Source organism: Tychonema sp. LEGE 06208 (assembly GCF_015207505.1).
GTDB lineage: Bacteria > Cyanobacteriota > Cyanobacteriia > Cyanobacteriales > Microcoleaceae > Microcoleus.
Genome location: NZ_JADEWT010000121.1, coordinates 1 through 19,218 on the forward strand (window position 1 = coordinate 1; position 19,218 = coordinate 19,218).

General features: G+C 44.7%; 19 protein-coding genes. 10 read left to right on the forward strand and 9 right to left on the reverse strand.

Annotated features, from left to right (window positions below; all coding sequences use genetic code 11):
* Positions 1-417: 417 nt before the first annotated feature.
* Positions 418-1,242, reverse strand: a complete 825-nt coding sequence (locus IQ263_RS23790) for a S1C family serine protease (RefSeq protein ID WP_194070607.1) — start codon at positions 1,240-1,242, stop codon at positions 418-420.
* A gap of 352 nt (positions 1,243-1,594) precedes the next feature.
* Positions 1,595-2,566 carry a hydroxymethylbilane synthase gene (gene hemC / locus IQ263_RS23795; protein ID WP_194070608.1) on the reverse strand — a complete coding sequence of 324 codons (972 nt, stop codon included), beginning with the start codon at positions 2,564-2,566 and terminating at the stop codon, positions 1,595-1,597.
* 325 nt (positions 2,567-2,891) lie between these two features.
* Between hemC and IQ263_RS23800 the strand changes: the two genes are divergently transcribed.
* Together IQ263_RS23800 and IQ263_RS23805 are read left to right on the forward strand one after the other, a co-directional pair.
* Positions 2,892-3,347, forward strand: a complete 456-nt coding sequence (locus IQ263_RS23800; RefSeq protein ID WP_194010649.1) for a Panacea domain-containing protein — start codon at positions 2,892-2,894, stop codon at positions 3,345-3,347.
* Positions 3,348-3,788: an MAG6450 family protein gene (locus IQ263_RS23805; RefSeq protein ID WP_194010648.1), complete on the forward strand. Its 441-nt coding sequence runs from the start codon at positions 3,348-3,350 to the stop codon at positions 3,786-3,788.
* A gap of 36 nt (positions 3,789-3,824) precedes the next feature.
* Here the strand turns inward: IQ263_RS23805 and IQ263_RS23810 are convergent, their stop codons facing one another.
* The 3 genes from IQ263_RS23810 to IQ263_RS23820 form a co-directional block, all read right to left on the reverse strand.
* Positions 3,825-4,061, reverse strand: coding sequence for a type II toxin-antitoxin system Phd/YefM family antitoxin (locus IQ263_RS23810; RefSeq protein WP_194010647.1), 237 nt, complete (start codon positions 4,059-4,061; stop codon positions 3,825-3,827).
* Between the two features lie 71 nt (positions 4,062-4,132).
* Positions 4,133-5,161, reverse strand: a complete 1,029-nt coding sequence (locus IQ263_RS23815; RefSeq protein WP_228050305.1) for a hypothetical protein — start codon at positions 5,159-5,161, stop codon at positions 4,133-4,135.
* Positions 5,162-5,549: 388 nt separating this feature from the next.
* Positions 5,550-6,110: a hypothetical protein gene (locus IQ263_RS23820; protein WP_194070609.1), complete on the reverse strand. Its 561-nt coding sequence runs from the start codon at positions 6,108-6,110 to the stop codon at positions 5,550-5,552.
* A 184-nt stretch (positions 6,111-6,294) separates the two neighbouring features.
* Here IQ263_RS23820 and IQ263_RS23825 point away from each other — a divergent pair, with 184 nt between their 5' ends.
* The 4 genes from IQ263_RS23825 (at position 6,295) to IQ263_RS23840 (ending at position 9,357) form a co-directional block, all read left to right on the forward strand.
* Positions 6,295-7,380, forward strand: coding sequence for an RNA ligase (locus IQ263_RS23825; RefSeq protein WP_194070610.1), 1,086 nt, complete (start codon positions 6,295-6,297; stop codon positions 7,378-7,380).
* Positions 7,381-7,463: 83 nt separating this feature from the next.
* On the forward strand, positions 7,464-8,312 hold the full coding sequence (locus IQ263_RS23830; RefSeq protein ID WP_194070611.1) for a phosphatase domain-containing protein: 849 nt from the start codon (positions 7,464-7,466) through the stop codon (positions 8,310-8,312).
* 4 nt (positions 8,313-8,316) lie between these two features.
* The gene (locus tag IQ263_RS23835) at positions 8,317-8,694 is read left to right on the forward strand and encodes a hypothetical protein (RefSeq protein ID WP_194070612.1); all 378 of its coding nucleotides are present in this window, start codon (positions 8,317-8,319) and stop codon (positions 8,692-8,694) included.
* A 72-nt stretch (positions 8,695-8,766) separates the two neighbouring features.
* Entirely contained in the window at positions 8,767-9,357 is a 591-nt protein-coding gene (locus IQ263_RS23840) for a Uma2 family endonuclease (protein WP_194070613.1), read from the forward strand.
* Positions 9,358-9,599: 242 nt separating this feature from the next.
* On the opposite strand, the gene IQ263_RS23845 is transcribed toward IQ263_RS23840, so the two are convergent.
* Both IQ263_RS23845 and IQ263_RS23850 read right to left on the reverse strand, forming a co-directional pair.
* Complete coding sequence (locus IQ263_RS23845) at positions 9,600-11,135, reverse strand: FAD-containing oxidoreductase (RefSeq protein WP_194070614.1); 1,536 nt, start codon at positions 11,133-11,135, stop codon at positions 9,600-9,602.
* Between the two features lie 16 nt (positions 11,136-11,151).
* Positions 11,152-11,883: a TVP38/TMEM64 family protein gene (locus IQ263_RS23850; protein ID WP_194070615.1), complete on the reverse strand. Its 732-nt coding sequence runs from the start codon at positions 11,881-11,883 to the stop codon at positions 11,152-11,154.
* A gap of 148 nt (positions 11,884-12,031) precedes the next feature.
* On the opposite strand from IQ263_RS23850, the gene IQ263_RS23855 reads away from it, so the two are divergent.
* Both IQ263_RS23855 and IQ263_RS23860 read left to right on the forward strand, forming a co-directional pair.
* Complete coding sequence (locus tag IQ263_RS23855; protein WP_194070616.1) at positions 12,032-13,057, forward strand: cysteine hydrolase family protein; 1,026 nt, start codon at positions 12,032-12,034, stop codon at positions 13,055-13,057.
* A 107-nt stretch (positions 13,058-13,164) separates the two neighbouring features.
* Complete coding sequence (locus IQ263_RS23860) at positions 13,165-13,326, forward strand: hypothetical protein (RefSeq protein WP_228050306.1); 162 nt, start codon at positions 13,165-13,167, stop codon at positions 13,324-13,326.
* Between the two features lie 171 nt (positions 13,327-13,497).
* On the opposite strand, the gene IQ263_RS23865 is transcribed toward IQ263_RS23860, so the two are convergent.
* A complete protein-coding gene (locus IQ263_RS23865; protein WP_194070617.1) occupies positions 13,498-14,520 on the reverse strand; it encodes a cysteine peptidase family C39 domain-containing protein in 1,023 nt (340 codons plus the stop codon).
* Positions 14,521-14,925: 405 nt separating this feature from the next.
* Between IQ263_RS23865 and IQ263_RS23870 the strand changes: the two genes are divergently transcribed.
* A complete protein-coding gene (locus IQ263_RS23870) occupies positions 14,926-17,691 on the forward strand; it encodes an HAD-IC family P-type ATPase (RefSeq protein ID WP_194070618.1) in 2,766 nt (921 codons plus the stop codon).
* Positions 17,692-18,130: 439 nt separating this feature from the next.
* On the forward strand, positions 18,131-18,409 hold the full coding sequence (locus IQ263_RS23875; RefSeq protein ID WP_194070619.1) for a hypothetical protein: 279 nt from the start codon (positions 18,131-18,133) through the stop codon (positions 18,407-18,409).
* A 104-nt stretch (positions 18,410-18,513) separates the two neighbouring features.
* Here IQ263_RS23875 and IQ263_RS23880 read toward each other — a convergent pair whose 3' ends face one another.
* Positions 18,514-18,915, reverse strand: coding sequence for a hypothetical protein (locus tag IQ263_RS23880; protein WP_228050307.1), 402 nt, complete (start codon positions 18,913-18,915; stop codon positions 18,514-18,516).
* Positions 18,916-19,218 lie beyond the last annotated feature (303 nt).

Here is a 19,218-nt window from a genome sequence, read left to right on the forward strand (position 1 = left end):
CCGATACTGACCGTCACTTCTGATGTATTCTCCATCAACTCAACTGATACAGACTACACCATTATTCTTGCCCAATCCGGGAAGGATGTCAATAGATGTCTAAGAATTTAGTTACAGTTTCTTCCCCCTTTCTCTCGAAGTTATCCTTGGTAAGCATACTACTGCTACTGTGACCTGTTGTTTGCAGTCGAGTGGGTGGGTCGCAACCACTTATATCTTACAAGTTTTTTTGCTAGAGAAACAGTAAATTGTCGCTCTTTTTCATATACCTTGCTTGGCTTATATCCCAACGCCCAATTGAGTACAATTACAGCGTGGGACTTACGCCAATTGAGTTAAGGAAATAGCGCTCACCTTTTCCATCCCCTCTCATAAAAAGTGCGATCGCCCTCTTGACAGATTAGGAACAAATCCCGACTAATTCTGAGAATCGTCCTCAAAAGTTTCCTCAAATCCAGCTAAAAAGTCATCCAAAGCGACCGAGGCGATCGCCAAATTAATACTATCAGCATCCTCCAATCCCCACACATTCACCCCAACCACTTGACCGGCCATATTAATCAGCGGCCCGCCGGAATTTCCCGGATTAATCGCCGCATCAGTTTGCAACACCCTCACCTCAGCAACCCGATCCTCTTCCTCCCCTTCCTCAGACTCATCAGGTTCGCGAATTGCACTAATAATACCTTGAGTTAAAGTTGCAGCAAACTGTCCCAAAGGATTACCCACCGCAATTACCGGATCGCCCACTTTCACATCAAAAGATAACTCTAAAGGAGGATGCTCTTGGGGAGATTCCACTTGTTCCCCTGTTTCGGGATCGAAGGTAAAATCGCTAATCAAGAGTAATGCTAAATCTTCTTCAGCATTACCAGTAAACACCACCTCCGCCAATCTCAACTTTCCGTCATTAGTTTCCACTAAAACCTGTTCGATTTCATCTTCTTCATAGAAGTAATCTTCATCCGCAATATCTTCGATTACGTGATAGTTAGTGACAATTATATCCGGCGATACAAAAAAGCCGCTTCCCGAAGAAATTTCTAGTTCTGTATCCCAATCCATCACGTAAACTGAAACTATCGACGGCAAGATTTGTTCGACGACATCCGAGAAACTTCCTGCTTGAGTTTTGAACTCTTTCAATTGCTGCTGCAAAGCTTTTTGATCTGCCTGCATTTTCCGATAAAGTTCCTGAACTTTTTGCACTTCCAGCTTTAATTGAGTTGCTCTAGCGCTCATATTTTTGCCTTTCCCTAAAATAGATTGCTGATTTATTTTGGATGTTTGATTGTAGATTTTAGATTGGTATGTTGACAATAATCAGACTAAGACCCAGGAAACCCGGTTTTTCCGAAAAATCCTAGGCTTTGCACCCCGGCATTCATCCATCAACCTGGTTTCTCAACAGCAGCCCTCAATTAGTCAGATATTTGTGAAATCATCCGCAATTTTCTCTAAAATTCCCATCAAACACCTAGAAACATACTGCTAATTTACTCGTTTTTGTCAAAGGGAACCGCCAGTTATTTTGTTTTCAATAAAAGGCGATATTTCGCGTTTAAGCGCCTTGACAAATAAATGCTGACTTGGTTTAGGAACCGCGTTGAACTTCGATAAAAATTTCCTCCAAAATTTCGCTTGCTCCCTGTTCGCGCAGGCGGTGAGCGAGGTCAATTCCCAGCATTTCAGCAGTCTCGGCAGCGCCGGAAACAGTATCTTTGACGAAGCGCTGGCCGTCGAGACTCGATACCATTCCGGTTAAGGTTAATTGACCGTTTTCTATTTTGGTATTAACGCCGATTGGTACTTGACAGCCGCCTTCTAATTCCCGCAGAAATGCGCGTTCGGCATAACATCTTTGGGCGGTTTCCGTATGTTCGAGAGCTTTAATCACTTCCATGATTTCTGTATCTCCGGCGCGGCATTCGATGCCCAATGCACCTTGTCCGACGGCGTGAAGGGAGATTTCAGCAGGGATAATTTGATGGATGCGATCGCCCATTCCCAATCTTTCCAATCCTGCAACTGCTAGAATAATGGCGTCGTAACCGCCATCATCTAATTTTGCGAGTCGAGTATTGAGATTGCCCCGAATATCTTTAAATTCAAAATGAGGGAAATGGTGCCGCAGTTGAGCCAGCCGCCGCAGGGAAGAAGTGCCGATTACGGAACCTGCGGGGAGGGTATCTAGTTGCTTGTCTTTGTGCTTGGAGTTCACTACCAAGGCGTCAGCGGGATTTTCCCGTTCGGTGACGCATCCTAAAATTAAACCTTCGGGCAAATTGGTAGGTAAATCTTTGAGGGAATGAACGGCAAAGTCCGTTTCATTGTTGAGCATTCCCGTTTCTAATTCTTTGGTAAAAAGTCCTTTGTCGCCGATTTTAGCGAGGGCGACATCAAGAATTATGTCCCCTTGGGTGGACATGGTGTGGACTTCAAAAGTGTGTTCCGGGAAGTGTTTCTGTAGCTGTTCTTGCACCCAGTGGGTTTGCACTAGAGCGAGTTGGCTTTTACGGGAACCGATGCGGACGGTTCGGGAGGGGGCAGATGTGGTTGGGGACATAAGATCGATTGGAGGATAGCTTGAAATCAGCCAATATATTGACCTGATCTAGCGTACCGCAGGTGGGGACTTTAATTGCTGGTTGGCACAATTAGGGGGATAAAACTGAGCCGATCGACCTAGAGAGCGAAAGGCAGCCGACGGTGTATGATTTGCCTAGGGTCGATCGGGTCTAAGCTGGTGCAAGCTGAAGAGTTTGCTCCCAGGTTGCAGGATTTGAGGCGAAAAATGTGGGAATAAGGGGGAAAGGGCGATCGAACTTCTCAAGCCACCGAATAGTTTACCATAAAAAGTCAATTTGTCAAATTACTAAAATCCTAAAACTATGAAAAGCGCTCTGGATGTAGCTCGTTACTTTTTATGTCGTGTCGATCGAGAAGCAGGCGATACTATTTCTCCTCTCAAACTGCAAAAACTCGTTTATTACGCACAAGCTTGGAGTTTAGTCTTTAGAGGCCAGCAGCTATTTTTTCAAGATATTGAAGCTTGGGTTTCCGGCCCCATTGTCCGCCATGTTTGGGATGAGTACAAAGCTTACAAATATACCGATATTCCCGCTCCCGATAATTTTGAGGGAGAATTTGAGGAAGATGAGATTGAGGTACTCGAAGAAGTTTGGAATGCTTATGGAGAATTAAGTGCTAAACATTTGGCAGAATTGACACAATCTGAGACACCTTGGCTCAACGCCCGCCAGGGATTAGAACCGGCGGAAAAATCAACTAAAATCATTTCCCACGAGGATATGAAATCCTGCTATGCACCTTTGGTGGAGGCGTAAGTGGGTAAAAAAAGTCAAATACCAAAGCCACCTCAAAACAAGCAACAAAGAAGAATTCCAGAGCAAGCAACTCAGTTAAATCGACCAAGCAGTACAGATGACGAGCATCCTAGCTTCAGATTCACTTATGCAGATAAAAATCGTTGGCTTCTATCTGACTGGACATCATCAGAAATCAATGACCTAATTGAAGGACTCAAGAAAATTGAGAAATATACTTGGGGTCAAATCAAAGGTCACGGCTCAAAAAAACGAGGTGAATCAGTGGGAACGGGTTATAAGTTGATTAACATTCATCCGACTTTGCCTGACAATATTCCTGAAGATGAGAGATTATCAGAAATGCGAATTGATGAGAAAAAACGGATATTTGGGTTTCGCGTTCAGTCTGTTTACTACATCATTTTGTTTGACCGCAATCATTCAGTTTGTCCCGAATAAAAATATTTGTTATAGATATGAAAGTTATTATATAAATCAATACCGTGCTTCCTCCCTTAGCTTAATCACAGTTGCACTCAGGGGTTCGCCCTTGACATTAATGGAGTTTCGTAATGCTTTATGCCTAGCTAACCACTCCTCCTTGGATAGCGGTGGGACTACGCGAGCTACTACTTTGCCCTCCTGTACGATTGTCACTTCTTCTCTTTTTGCCACCTTTTCCAAGATAGCTTGCAGATTCTGCTTGCCTTCTTCAACACTAATCGCAGGCATCTTATTGGTTTTTTTAGGTACAATTTAATTGTACATCAAGGAAAACTTCAAATCTCAAATCTAAAATAGTATTAACGCGACCCAGCTTGAAGTGCAGAATTTGCTATCCCAACAACTTCTGACTGCCTTCCATTTTTGAGACTTACTCGGTAAAGTACACCCAGCCTTTGCCACTCCACATAAGAAATGCAGTAATTACCGCAAGTCTGGAAATAAATTCCCCTCATTCCGCCTGCTAATTCAATGCTTCTATAAGAATCCCTCGGCAATTGCGATGGAGGCGAAAACGGTTCATTTTTTTTAGCTTCGATTGTGCCGAAAGCACAAGCTCCGGCGCGGCAGTCTTTGCCTAAATATATTTCAACAATGTAACCGTGGGAGCCAGCTTGCACGTCAAAATCAAGTTGCTGAGTGTCAGATAAAGGAAGTATGCTCGGCAGAAAAACAGGTACTCGTGTTTTGCCTTTGATTTGCTGAGAAATGTTACTTACAGGAAAACGAGTATTAGCTTGATTTGTACCTGAATTGTTGGGAATTGGGGGAAATTTCTGGACAAAGTTTCTCCATTGTACAACTCTAGTTTTCTCAAGGTTCAGAGTAGGAATCGAATATTTTTCTACAGCAAGAGATGGCTGGCCGCCTGGAAGGTCGAAATTGCGGCGAATTACTGTAATTTCTGGTTTCCCTAACCCGTAAGTTGTGGCTGTGGTGCGGGCGAGATTGCAGCTAATTTTGAAGTTTCCCATGTCAATGTTGCCATTTGCGGCTCCGTAAGACCAATTGTAACCGGCCCAAGTGCGATCGCGATCGCACAAAAAATGAGAAATCTCAAACATCTTGGCAATATGAACATCGTACAACCGCAACTTGGAGCTGTCGGCAGATTGTGTAGTATTGCGATCGGGCACAATAAATTGTGCGGATTGCCAGCCATCTTTAGAAGTATAATTAAACCAGCGAATTTCTGTGATTTGCGTTTCTGTCCTTGCTAGGGCTGAGTATGGTATCAAAACTGCGTTAGCGAAGCCATCGAAGAGGATCGTCAAAGCAGTAACCACACCAACAACAATCGCCCCAAATAGCCATCTTCCCCTCATCATAATTTCCCTCCAACTAGATAAGCATAACAAACCATATTACATTCGGCTGCGGCTTGCTGTCGGTTAACATTTATAGCCTTTATCAAACAGGTGAGAAGTCAATCGATTTTAAATTTTAGATACTTCGATTTCGCCCTACAAGTTTTAGATTAATGGATTGAGAAATTGAAGGATTGACTGCTCCTATGCTGTCCCGTAGATTACCACAACAAAAAAAGTTCGTAGCGCGTACTAAAGTCCGCATAATGAACAAAATTTTATCGTCGTCAATCGAACTGACTTGATATCAATACCTCACGTTTCACTCTAACAGCCCTATCATAGAATAACAGTAAGGTACAAAGGACGCACCCTACCTAATTATTTCCTGTATTCAAGACTGCAAAACTTAACGTTTTCTCGCTAAAATAGCAGAATTAGCTGTTAAAATCAAATCAGATTCTCCTCCGTTTTTAATTGATATGGTATACATAAACCCCTGGTTTTTCCACTGAATAGATGCCGTGCAGTAAGCGCCGCAACCGTTGTGAAAAACTCCTTTCATTCCGCCGGCAAGTTTAACATTTTTTAAAGTCTTAGTTACCCCTTCTAATTTCTTAGAAAATTTACCGCCTTTTTGAGCTCGAACTTCCCCAAAATTGCAAGCTCCCGCACCCCGGCAATTTGCTGTATAATCTATTGAAATACCATAGCTATTCGGTTGCGCTTGGCTGTAATAGTAAAGCTTCTGCGAAACAATAAGCCGAGTGGGAATAAAAATCGGTACTTGTGTTTTGCCTTTTAATTTTGCCAAGATTTGACTTACCGGGACAGCAGTACCCGCTACAGCCACAGATTGGGTTTCCGGCAACCGCTGCGACAATTCGCCCGCACCCAAAACTCGCGATAGAGGTACTAAAGCAGTCAACACGCACGCAGCAGTCGCCAAAAGTAATAATTTATTGTTCACTGTTTTTGTCCTAGATGTTGAAACATTCCCTTTTTCCAACTGCATTCACCTATTTACAACGATACTCCACAATACAAAAATCATCAGATGGATCCAGAAAAAATAGTTTAATTTTTGTTTACAAATTCGCCAAAATATACAGTTGCCGATAAAATAGAGCAAGCGACAAACTTAGGAGTCGAACGTGGAACTGCAAGAGTATTTACGCCAGCACGGATTAGAAACATTGTGCGAAACTTATCATATCAAAGTTACCCGCCACCGCCAATACCCCAATCTAGTCTGTTTGAAATACTCGCAGATAGAATCTCCTATGGGCGAAAAAATAGTCCAGCAGTGCCGGGGTATTATTTTAGACTCATCTCAAGATTGGCAGATTGTTTCCTCTCCCTACGAAAAATTTTTTAACTACGGAGAAATTCACGCCGCTGCAATTGATTGGAGTCATGCCAAGGTTTATGAAAAATTAGACGGTTCCTTGACTGTACTGTATTTTTATCAAGGAGAATGGAGAGTTCAATCTAGTGGCACTCCCGACGCAGCCGGCGAAGTTAACGGTTTTGGATTCAGCTTTGCCGAACTATTTTGGAAAGTCTGGCAAGAGTTGGGATATCAATTACCTGTTGAAACTGATTATTGTTTTATCTTTGAGTTGATGACACCTTACAATAGAATAGTTGTTCAACAACCCAAAAATCAAATCGCCCTCCACGGAGTTCGCAATACTCAAACTCTCCAAGAAACAGACCCCAGTATTTGGACGCATAAATACGGTTGGCAATTAGTCGCATCCTATCCTTTAACTAGCTGGAAAGAAGTTATTGAAGCTGCTAAGCATTTAGAACCGATGGATTCGGAAGGATATATTATTTGTGATGCTAACTTCAACCGAGTTAAGGTTAAGTCTCCGCAATATGTCGCGATTTCCCATCTCCGCGAAGGATTTTCTACTCGCAGGATGATAGAAATTGTTTTAACTAATGAAGGAGAAGAGTTTTTAGCTTATTTTCCAGAGTGGAGTGAGTTGTATAAACAAGTTAAGGATAAATATGAATTGTTAGTTCAAGAAATCGAGGAAGTTTACCGACAGCACGAACAGATTGAAGTTCAGAAAGAGTTTGCTTTTGCTGTGAAACATTTGCCGTATTCGGGGATTTTGTTTTCTTTGCGAAACCGCAGAGTGGTGGGTGTGAAAGAAGCTCTCCGCGATGTTACGATTCATAAGATAGAGGAGTTATTGGGTTTGGATTACATCAATTTAGGTTTGTGAAGAAGATGTCAGTAGTCAGTTGCCAGTTGTCAGTTGTTAACAGTCATTCCTAACAAATTACCAATTACCCATTCCGCATTACCATGAAAAGAGTTGTTGTACTTGTCGGTTTGCCTGCTTCGGGAAAATCTCAATTTGCGCGAGAATTGCTGCTGTCTGAACCTGCAAGATGGGTGCGGACGAATAAAGATTTGTTGAGAGAAATGGCTCATGCTTCCCATTGGTCGCCTGCTAATGAAAAGTTTATTTTGCAGTTGAGAGACACGGTTATTTTGATGGCTTTGGAAAGCGGCAAGCACGTAATTGTTGATGATACTAATTTCGGGCCTCACATCGAGCAGATTAAGGAGTTGGTTAAGGGTAAAGCTATCGTAGAAGTTAATGATTCTTTCCTGCAAGTTCCGGTGGAGGAGTGTATTAAACGGGATTTAAAAAGACTTAATTCGGTGGGGAAAGATGTGATTTTGAAGATGTACAATAAGTATGTGCGGGTTCCCGTTGTGCCGCCGGAATATAACCCGGATTTGCCGGATGCAATTATTGTGGATATGGACGGTACGCTGGCACTTCTCAATGGTAGAAATCCTTTTGATGCTTCAAAGTGCGATCGCGATTTACCCAATCACCCCGTCTTAGATACCGTCCGCAAGTGGCAATCCAGTGCCAATATTATTGTAGTGTCGGGCAGAACCGATGACTGTCAGCCTCAAACTGAACAATGGTTGCAGCAGTATGAGGTGAATTATCACAGTCTTTATATGCGAAAAACTGGAGATATGAGGAAAGATGCGATTATGAAGGAGGAAATCTATCAGCAGCATATTGCAGGGCAATATAATGTTAAGTTTGTGCTGGACGATCGCCAGCAAGTTGTTGATATGTGGCGTTCCTTTGGATTGACGGTATTTCAAGTAGATGAAGGGGATTTTTAAAATCATGAAAACTGAATTTTTTGCCCCTTGCTTTGAGGCTATTGAAGACAATTTATACATCGGTTTTTCTGAAGCAGAAGGGGGCGAACATTATTTCATCCTGACACGAAAAGAAGGATCTGAAGCAGAGACTATTCCTAACAAAAAAAACATCTATGCAGAATTGGACGATGAATACTGGACAGAAGATGCAGGCATCGATTTTGTTACTCTTAGTCGCGATCGATTTACTGTTCGTTTCGGTTCCGATACTATAACTCTTCTAGAATGCGATGAGGTCGCAATTACTTTCTCTTTAGAAGATGCTGATTTTGAAAGATTAAGGCACGTATTACAGAAGATAATGCGGGGGTATGAAAATAGATTCAATTTAATTGATTAGTCAATTGAGTGCCGGTGAGGCTGCAGCTAACTCTAATGCTATAATCAAAGTAACAGTGACAAAAAAATTGTTATGATATCCATTCCCCAAGAACCCACAAAAATGACGGTTGAGGAATATCTCGAATGGGAAGCTCAACAAGAGATTCGCCACGAATATGTCAACGGCGAAGTTTTTGCCATGACAGGCAGTACAATTCCTCATAACGATCTTGCACTCAACTTTTACACTGAATTGCGCCCGCATCTGCGTTCCAGAGGCTGTCGGATCAACGTGTCAGATGTGAAATTGCAAGTCACTTTTCAAAGCCGTTACTACTATCCTGATGTGATAGTCAGTTGCGATCCTGAAGACTTGAATTCCCGCACATTCATTCAGAATCCTAAAATAATTGTGGAAGTTCTTTCCCCTAGTACAAGTGCTAAGGATAGGGATGAAAAATTCACTTGTTACCTGAAAATTCCGACTTTGCAAGAGTATATCTTGATTGATTCACAAAAGATTTTTGTTGAGGGTTACTGTCGGGGAGAGGGGAGAATGTGGCTGTACTATTCTTACACTGCTGGGGAGATTATCACTTTATCAAGTATTGGGTTTGATTTGCCGATCGCACTTTTGTATGAAGGTGTTGGATTTGAAACAGAAACAGAAACAGAATCATAAAAATACACCTAATTTTGCAGCTTTTTTATGAACAGGCAAGATGCCTGTTCCACAGAGAGTGAATTTTATTTTGTGGTGGGCTTCGACGCCGCCCATAAAAGCCGATAATGAACAGGTAAGGATCGCAAATTAAATAATTTACACAAGTTTGTGGGACGGGCGGGACACCCATCCCACAAGAAATATCAAATTATAAGTTATTTAATTCTCATTCCTAAGATGCCTGTTCCACAATTATTTATCTATCGCGTCCAAGCCAGCCAGCGGTTAAACAAAGTTTTCACAAACGGCGTCAAACGAGTGCGATTGTAAGCATCCCCAGCTTTACGAATAGCCTCAGCTTGCGTCGGATACGGGTGAATTGTGCTAGCAATTTTTCCTAAACCAATATTGTTAACCATTGCTAAAGTAATTTCGCTAATCATATCCCCGGCGTGTCGCGCTACAATAGTTGCACCTAATATTTTGTCGCTGCCTTTCTTGACGTAAATTTTCACAAATCCTTCCTCTTCACCGTCAATAATTGCCCGATCGACTTTATCGAAAGGAATCAAAAATGTATCGATATCAATGCCTTTTTCCTTAGCCTCGCGATCGCCCATTCCGACGCGCGCCACTTCGGGATCTGTATAAGTACACCAAGGTATCGTCAAAGCGCTGAGTTTTTTGCGCCCGAAAAATAGAGTGTTTTGAATCACCATCCTCGCGGCAAAATCAGCAGCGTGAGTAAATTTATGCTTCATGCAAATATCCCCAGCGGCATAAATGCGGGGATTAGTAGTTTGCAAATTGTCGTTGACAAATACGCCTTTTTGTGTATCGTATTCTACGCTGACAGATTCCAGATTCAATCCTTCCACGTTGGGCGATCGCCCCACACTCACAATAATTTCATCTACTATTACCGATGCTTCCTGGTTGTGCGATTGATAATAAATTACTTTGCCTAAATTTGTTTGCTCAACGCGAGATATTTGGGATTCAAGTATTAGTTGAATTCCTTCCCGCAGAAAAACCTGCTGCACAATTGTCGCAGCATCCGCATCTTCCTTGTCCAAAATATGAGCATTTTTATGCAGCAACACGACTTCAGAACCCAGCCTGCGAAAAGCTTGAGCCAATTCGCAGCCGATCGCCCCAGCGCCAATTACAGCCAAACGCTGAGGTCTTTCTGTGAGGTTAAATACAGTTTCATTTGTCAGATATCCAGCTTCCTGTAAGCCGGGAATTTGGGCTTGTCGCGCCCTTGCACCTGTGGCAATTACTGCTTTTTTAAAGTGCAGAGTTTGACCGGCAACTTCTATGGTAGAATTGCTAGTGAAACTACCGGAACCTAAGAAAACATCGACTCCTAATTTGTGCTGGTAGCGTTCAACAGAATCAACATCGCTGATTCCCGCCCTGATGCGGCGCATCCGTTCCATGACTGCGGGAAAATCCACTTCTGGATTGTTAGAAATATTAACACCAAATTTATGAGCATTCCAGATATCGCCGACAGTGCGCGAGGATCTAATTAAACTTTTTGAAGGTACGCAACCGACATTCAAACAATCGCCGCCCATCAAATGTTTTTCAATTAATGCAACTTTTGCACCCAAACCAGCCGCCCCCGCAGCCACAATTAATCCGGCGGGCCCCGCGCCAATTACTACTAAATTGTAACTGCTAGCTGGCTGGGGATTCACCCAATCTGACGGATGCAAATAGGAGACTAATTTTTGGTTGTATTCGTCCATCGGGGGGACAGTTACGCGATCGACTTTTGACTGCGACACGAGCAAATTCTCCTAATTAAACAGTTTCATCCAAAGCCTTGCGAGCAATCTTAGTTATATATAAAGTTACTGCGACAGCAGCCGTAAAACCGATCAAATTTATCGACCATTTTACAGCTTCTGCTTGGGGACTTGTCGGTTCAGTTCCCATACCAATTGCAGCAATATCTCCTATCAATGAACCAGAGTAAACGTACATCAAAGTTCCCGGAATCATCCCGAAGGAACCTAACACGTAATCTTTTAAAGAAACTTGGGTAACTCCCAAGGCGTAATTCAATAAATTGAAGGGAAATAAAGGACAAAGACGGGTTAAAAAGACTATTTTAAATCCTGATTTAGCAACGGCGCGATCGAGGGCTTTGAACTTCGGGTGAGCTTCCATGTATTTTACCACGCGATCGCGCGACAGGTATCGCCCGATCGCAAAAGCAAGGGTAGCCCCTAAAGTTGCTGCGACAAACACGTAGATGGAACCCCACCACAGGCCAAACAGCACCCCGCCTCCGAGGGTGAGGGCGGAACCAGGTACAAACAGTATAGTAGCTAAGTTGTAGGTAGCGATGAAACCTACTGGGCCCCAAATGCCTAAATCCTCGATTTGGATTAAAACAGTTATTAAAAATTGTTGAACGTAGGGAGATTTAGTTGCTACAATTAAGAGGGGGATGAAAAGGGCGATCGACAAAAACCAGAATTTTTGATTGTTTTTTTTAGGCGAATAATTGTGATTTAGTTCTGGTGGCATAATTCACCCGTAAATAGTTATTTGTATTATATGAGAGTATAGAGCATTTTTTTTGAACCGCAGAGGACGCAGAGGGCGCTGAGAAAGATATCAGATAATGAGAGGCTATTTAAGTTATTGTTACAACTCACTCTAAAATAGATAGGCTATGATACCAAAAAATCAACTCCCAATTCCTGAATATTTCGAGGCAAAAAAAGTAGGCGAAGTTTGGCGCGTACCTTACCAAGAACGGGCTTGTCAAGCAAAAAGTTGGGCGAAACAGCACGAAATCCCGCCCGCCGCCAGGGACACAAACCGCATTTGTTTGTTGATAATCGATGCCCAAAATACTTTTTGTTTGCCGGATTTTGAACTCTTTGTAGGCGGGCGTTCCGGTAGCGGTGCAGTAGACGACAACCTGCGCTTGTGCGAGTTCATTTACCGCAATTTAGATAGAATTACAACCATTGCGCCGACAATGGACACCCACACTGCGATGCAAATTTTTCATCCAATTTTTTGGATAAACGATGCAGGCGAACACCCCCTCCCAGCCGCCACATTAATTACGCTGGAAGATGTGCAAAAAGGTATTTGGAAAGTCAATCCAGCCGTCGCCGACAGCATCAGCGGTGGGAATTTTTCGGCCCTAGAAAAACACGCTCTCCACTACGTGCAGAAACTCAGCAATGACGGCAAATTTCCCTTGACAATTTGGCCCTATCATTCTATGTTGGGCGGCATCGGACACGCCCTGGTTTCCGCTGTGGAAGAAGCGATATTTTTTCACAGCATCGCCCGCAACAGTCAAGCACTTTTTGAGATTAAGGGCGGCAATCCCTTAACTGAAAACTATTCGGTTTTGCGGCCGGAAGTTTTAGACGGGCCGGATGGGGTTTCTATTGCCCAAAAAAATGCTAAGTTTATCGATAAGTTGCTAGGTTTTGATGCGGTAATTATTGCGGGACAAGCGAAGAGTCATTGCGTTGCTTGGACGATTGATGATTTGTTGACGGAAATTTTGGCGCGAGATGTGAAGTTGGCTAAGAAATTTTATTTGTTGGAAGATTGTACTTCGCCGGTGGTTGTTCCGGGTGTTGTTGATTTTACGGAAGCAGCAGATGCGGCTTTTCAAAGATTCGCAGTGGCGGGGATGAATGTGGTTCAATCTACTCAGTTTGAGCTAGAATAAAGATAAGTTGGCAATAGGCTATGACTATGACCTCAGTATCTAATGATATGAATACCTTTGACCAAGTGCTAGAAACTGCTTTAAACCTAACCTACGAACAGTAGGAAATGTTGATTAAAATTCTAAAAAACCGCCACCGCGAAAGTCGCCGCGCAGAAATAGCTACAAATGCCCAACAAACCTTGGCTGATTTCCGTGCAGGCAAATTTCGACAGCAGTCAGCCGAGGAAGTCATTGCAGCTTTGGGCCAATATTTATCAACTGATTGATCGAATCTAACTTACCCAAAAAAATCTCTATAGCGGTTCTCAAGCGTGGTGAGGATAGCCCTAGGCCCTAGGCCCACGGATGCCAGGGGCACCTCCTATGAGAGCTCGAAATGCTATATCTCTCTCAGCGCTCTCTGCGTTCTCTGCGGTTCATTAATTCCTATAATCCAATTATTTGCCATCCAATCTCGGCACGCCTTCTAAAAAAGGGCCGCTCAACATTAATTCAGTGATCCTATCTAACTTGCCGCTGATTGGCAATTTTTTATCTGTTTGAAATCGCTCGATATCTGCTTTCAAATCGCCACTATTATATCCTGATTTTGTCAAAAAATCGATCGCCTGTTTGTCACTTAACAAGATATCGGCAGACCGAAAAATCGGCACATATTCATTCCGCCAAACTAAGGCAAAAGTTGCTCTGTCTAAATAGAAAATCTTGCCCCGCGCCGGGTCTCCAATGGCTGCTACACTGTCATTTATTCCTAGCAAAGCCACCGCGTGCGGCAGTTTTCGACCTCCATCAAACAGCCAAAATGCTAGCACTCCGGGGCGATTAATTTGCTGGATTTGCTCCCAAGTGGGCGCTAGTTCGATCGCATTTACACCCAACCCCCTCGCTGCTACAATCAACTGTGGCATCGAAGTGCCCAAACGACTCGTACCCGCCAAACGCGCCACGCTAGATTCCGTCGCATCCATCCCCCAACGCCTTAACACTGTTGCTAGCGCCGCCGGCGCGCAACTGCTGTTAGATGTTTGCCGAAATACACCGTTTGGTTGCAAATTATTAATTAAATCATCATAAATTGGTGCGAGAAAATAAGCCTCAGCGCTGGTAAATCCGCCCAATCCCAGCAAGCCAATTAAAATTATTGCGATTACTTGCGATCGCGCCGTCAGCCAACTTATACTAAATCCAATACCGCAGACTCCCATCAGCATCACCCTGAGCAAAGTCCAAGTAACCTGCATCCCGTGCACGCGCCACTCGATCGGCAAAGCAGGCATTTGCGGCAGATTTAGAGCCAGCAGCAGCAAGCCAACATAAAAACCTAAAAACAGCAGGGCGATCGAATTGTGGCCCTTAAACAAATCGTTAGCCGTCACTCCCGATCGAACTAACACCTTCCCGAATCGCATTCCCCAGACAAACAGCACCGAACCCAGCACCAGCGTTACAACTATTTCCATAAGTTCAGAATATGGTCGCTTAACTAGGTTGTAACACGCACGCGCGATCGGCAACTCCTGACTCCTGCTCAATAATCAATCCGTGTATCCGTGACTTCCGTCTCGTGCATTCCTTCAACCAAACCTAAAAGTTGCAAAATGTCAATGGACTCCATCGACTTTTCCCCACCTTAGCCACCAAGTCCCAAACAAGATTTAGCGCCGGAAATAATTCCCCAAATTTATGGGAACAAACGGACACATCCCTTGTAAGATCGATCTAAGTCACAGCCCGTTAAAGCAACCAACAAACCATTAGCTAGCTTAATATATTCACGCTCCAACGAACGGGGAGTTGTATTAAGCGCGCCTATTGAGGAGCGATAACAGCTCGTCAGACTCAAGAGCAAATATTCAGGAAAAATCATGCCAGCAATAGCCGCCAACGATGTAGACGTAGCAGAGCAATATTGGCACTACCTAGAAAGATCGAAGGTTGCAACTATCTTAGAAACCAACCTAGACAAAGGTTTAGAACCGAGCGAAATTGCCAGTCGCCAACAAAAATTCGGTCCCAACGAACTAACAGTTAAAGCCGGCAAACCCGCCTGGTTAAAATTCATCCTGCAATTCAACCAACCACTGCTAATTATCTTGCTGAGTGCAGGTTTAATCAAAGCCGCGATCGGAGAATGGCTAAACGCCAGCGTAATTTGGGGCGTAACAACCACCAACGCTACTATCAGTTTTATCCAAGAAGCGGGAGCCGAGAAAAAAATCGAAGCCCTAGCCAAAGCTGTCACTACGGAAGCTACAGTGATTCGGGGTGGCAAAAAATTAAGAGTTCCCTCAAAAGAACTTGTGGTAGGGGACTTAGTAACCCTAACTTCCGGTGACAAAGTACCGGCAGACTTACGCTTAATTAAAGTGCGCGACTTACAAATCGACGAATCGGGACTTACAGGGGAATCTGTTGCTGTCGAAAAAGAATTAGGACAGTCTGGAGACTTGGTTCTGCCGCAAGAAACGCCCCTCGCAGAACGGGATAACATGGCCTATGCCGGCAGTTTTGTAACTTTTGGCCAAGGTAGCGGCATCGTAATTGCGATCGCCAATAAAACCGAAACCGGCAAAATTTCCCAACTATTAGATCGACATATCGACCTCACCACGCCCTTAACCCGCAAATTCAATGAATTCAGTCAAAACTGGCTGTTATTTGTGTTGGGAATGGCAACCTTGACCTTTGCTGTTAGATTGGGCAAACCAGCGGCACCAGGAATTTCAGCCTTTAAAGAAGCTGTCGAACCAGCCGTCGCGCTAATTGTCGGTGCAATTCCCGAAGGCTTGCCCGCCGTCATCACCGTTACCCTCGCCGTGGGCGTTTCCCGGATGGCCTCTCGAAATGCGATCGTCCGCAAATTGCCCGCAGTAGAAACCCTAGGCGGCGCTACAGTCGTCTGTTCCGACAAAACCGGAACTTTGACGGAAAACCAGATGACGGTGCAAGAAATCTATTCCGGCGGCAAATCCTACTCGGTTACGGGTACGGGATACAGTCCCGAAGGCGAAATTCAACTCAACCAACTGCCAATTACTGTCAGTCAAGCTCCAACTTTGCAAGAATGTTTGCAAGCCGGAATGATTTGCAACGACTCTCACCTAGAATTCAAAGACGATAATTGGATTGTCGTCGGAGATCCGACAGAGGGAGCGTTAATTGCTGCGGGCAAAAAAGCCGAATTGAGCCCGCAAACTTTAGAAAAGTCAATGCCGCGGCTGGATTCAATTCCTTTTGAATCGCAGTTTCAATACATGGCGACGCTGCACCGAACTCCCACTGCCAAAATTTTGTACGTCAAAGGTTCAGTAGAATCAATTCTGAGCCGCTGCGGTTCCAGTCTCGATACTGAAGGAAATTCGCTACAAGTCGATCGCCAGTCAATTCACCACCAAGTCGATGAAATGGCAAAGCAAGGCTTGCGCGTCTTGGCTTTAGCGAAAAAGCCAGTACCCGAAAGCCAAAATTCCGTCGATCACTCGGATTTGGAGTCAGGGCTGATTTTCTTAGGGCTGCAAGGCATGATCGACCCGCCGCGGGCAGAAGCGATCGCCGCCGTCCAAGCTTGTCAAACCGCCGGCATCCAAGTGAAAATGATTACCGGCGACCACATCGCTACCGCCAAGGCGATCGCCCGCCGCATGGGATTCCGCAAAACCAAGCACCACAGGGAACTTGTAGCCTACACCGGCGCTCAGCTAGCCGACATGAGCAAAAACGAACTCGCCGAAGCTGTAGAAGCAGGCTCAGTTTTTGCCCGCGTCGCCCCAGAACAAAAACTCCGCCTGGTAGAAGCTTTGCAGCAAAAAGGCGAAATCGTGGCGATGACGGGAGACGGCGTTAACGACGCGCCAGCCCTCAAACAAGCGGATATCGGCATTGCGATGGGCAGCGGTACTGAGGTTTCTAAGGAAGCCGCCGACATGATCCTTACCGATGATAACTTTGCGTCGATCGAATCTGCGGTGGAAGAAGGGCGATCGGTTTACAAAAATCTGCTCAAAGCAATTAGCTTCATTCTCCCAGTCAACGGCGGAGAATCGATGACAATTTTGCTCAGCACGCTCCTGGGCCGGGAATTGCCGATTTTGTCGCTGCAAATTCTCTGGTTGAATATGCTCAACTCGATCACCATGACTGTACCGCTGGCTTTCGAGCCGAAGTCACCGGGAGTGATGAAACAGCAACCGCGACCGGCAAACGAACCTTTGCTGACTCCAAATCGAATCAAGCGAATTATCGCTATTTCTCTTTACAACTGGACTCTGATTTTCGGAATGTTTGAATGGGTGCGCCAAGCCGAGTGGGGAACGATCCAACTCGCCCGCACGATGGCCATTCAAGCTTTGGTAATGGGGAGAATTTTTTACCTGTTGAGTCTCAGCCAGTTGCTGCCTTCTTTGATTGCTAAATTTAGCGGTTCTAAGGAACAAGTTAGCGGTGCTCCCGCCCTTGGTGTGGGAATTGTCGTGGCTGTGATTTTGCAGATCATCTTTGCTAATTCTCCGTTTGTCAATCGCATATTTGAGACGGCTCCGATGAATCTGGATCAGTGGCTGATTTGCTTCGGCGTAGCCCTACCGATGATCGGTGTTGCTCTGTCTGTCAATCGGTTCGATCCGCCCAACTAATCGAACTTGTAGGTACGGCAGCCCATTAGACTTCTGGCAAAAAGCTAGTCAAGAACAGTCATCCTGCCTGTTCCACAACAATTATGCCAGAGGTCTCTTAGTAATTTCGGGTGTCCAGAAACCTGGTTTCTTCAAGAAAGCGGGCTTCTCTGTTTTAGATCGAATCCGGGTGTATCGGAATAATAGCCTTTCGAGCGTAACATGAGGCGCTCTGGCGGGCTCCGCGGCCCCCGCGGGCATCAGTTGCCAGCGGTGCGTACCTCATTTTATTGAGAACCGCTATCTTATAATTGACTAACGGTTTCGCATTTTTAGCAATTATGTTTTCGCCACCGTTTCAATCGTGCAGGTGTGGTATAAGTTTTAGTTAATCAACAAAAAGATAGAGAGCGTGTGGGGCTTATTGGACTAAAGTAAAAAGCACGAACTATTTAAAGTAATGACCAATACAGCAACAGCATTTGATAAAATCTTCCGCGACAGCGAGGGCGAAATCGTTTTAGCTCAGCCGCCAAACCCACCGCTTATTCTATGGTTTGCAGCGAGTTTACTCCAACTGATTTTCACAACAGGCAAAATCCATGCAGGGTTAGACGCAGTAGCTTTTGGCTCCTTGTTTACTTGGGCGTGGCTGGAAATATTTGAAGGCGTTAATTATTTTCGCAGAGCGCTAGGTTTCTGCGTGCTTGTTGCTGCGATCGCGTCAAGAATCTGGTAGTCATTCTGAGTCTGCAAGCATAATTTTCGCGATCGCTCCCATGAAACGATCGAAAAGGGAAGTTCAACCTTCCCTTTTTTTGTATCTACTAACTCACGTGCGCCTCAATTAGTCAACCCGTCAAACACCCCTCTGAGCGCCGCAACCGCATCTTGCGTGCGCGCCCAAACGCTTTGATCTGGATCTTTTCCCGTCAGTTCGCCGGTGCCCAACACTTCCAGCACACCTTTGAGTTGCTCTTGATGAGCGCGATTTTTGAAATTCACCTGATTGAGCGGCCCGATCGCCTCTTTGAGGTCATCGCCCACAACCTGAGAGGCTTTGTGAACGATCGGCCCCGTCATCACTGTCTGGTGTTTGATCCGCTCGTGGGCTGATACCTTCTGATACACCGTTAACTCGCCGCCTTTCATCAGACGGTTTACCTGTTCGATGTACTGCTGAATCGTGTCTCTGGGCTGGGGCGAGCCTTCAAACTTGGCAAGAACGCTGTTGATGACTGTCAAGTCTTCCTAGTCGTCTTTGAGAAAATCGCTGAAACGATCGGCAATCTCTTTGTCGCTGCTTACGCTTGGCAGCAATTTCTGTTCCGTCGCAATTAACAATTCCTGAACTGCTTTCAGATCTGCTACCTCTGTCGCGATCGCGAGGCGCTTAGTGTCATCCAGTGTTGCAACCGTGATTTAACTATCCAGCCGGGAAGTCCCTCGGTATATTCATTCGGGATGAATCTTCGCGCAGCGCGAAGTACCCCGAATGAATTACGCCCGCGTGATGAAAGGCTCGTGAGTTGACAATTGCACCGCCCA

Coding starts and splice junctions, on each gene's coding strand:
- IQ263_RS23790 (WP_194070607.1), bottom strand. CDS start 1,242: ATGAGCGCTAGAGCAACTCAATTAAAGCTGGAAGTGCAAAAAGTTCAG.
- IQ263_RS23865 (WP_194070617.1), bottom strand. CDS start 14,520: ATGGAAATAGTTGTAACGCTGGTGCTGGGTTCGGTGCTGTTTGTCTGG.
- IQ263_RS23875 (WP_194070619.1), top strand. CDS start 18,131: ATGACCAATACAGCAACAGCATTTGATAAAATCTTCCGCGACAGCGAG.
- IQ263_RS23860 (WP_228050306.1), top strand. CDS start 13,165: ATGTTGATTAAAATTCTAAAAAACCGCCACCGCGAAAGTCGCCGCGCA.
- IQ263_RS23850 (WP_194070615.1), bottom strand. CDS start 11,883: ATGCCACCAGAACTAAATCACAATTATTCGCCTAAAAAAAACAATCAA.
- IQ263_RS23855 (WP_194070616.1), top strand. CDS start 12,032: ATGATACCAAAAAATCAACTCCCAATTCCTGAATATTTCGAGGCAAAA.
- IQ263_RS23800 (WP_194010649.1), top strand. CDS start 2,892: ATGAAAAGCGCTCTGGATGTAGCTCGTTACTTTTTATGTCGTGTCGAT.
- IQ263_RS23830 (WP_194070611.1), top strand. CDS start 7,464: ATGAAAAGAGTTGTTGTACTTGTCGGTTTGCCTGCTTCGGGAAAATCT.
- IQ263_RS23835 (WP_194070612.1), top strand. CDS start 8,317: ATGAAAACTGAATTTTTTGCCCCTTGCTTTGAGGCTATTGAAGACAAT.
- IQ263_RS23815 (WP_228050305.1), bottom strand. CDS start 5,161: ATGATGAGGGGAAGATGGCTATTTGGGGCGATTGTTGTTGGTGTGGTT.
- hemC (WP_194070608.1), bottom strand. CDS start 2,566: ATGTCCCCAACCACATCTGCCCCCTCCCGAACCGTCCGCATCGGTTCC.
- IQ263_RS23810 (WP_194010647.1), bottom strand. CDS start 4,061: ATGCCTGCGATTAGTGTTGAAGAAGGCAAGCAGAATCTGCAAGCTATC.
- IQ263_RS23870 (WP_194070618.1), top strand. CDS start 14,926: ATGCCAGCAATAGCCGCCAACGATGTAGACGTAGCAGAGCAATATTGG.
- IQ263_RS23840 (WP_194070613.1), top strand. CDS start 8,767: ATGATATCCATTCCCCAAGAACCCACAAAAATGACGGTTGAGGAATAT.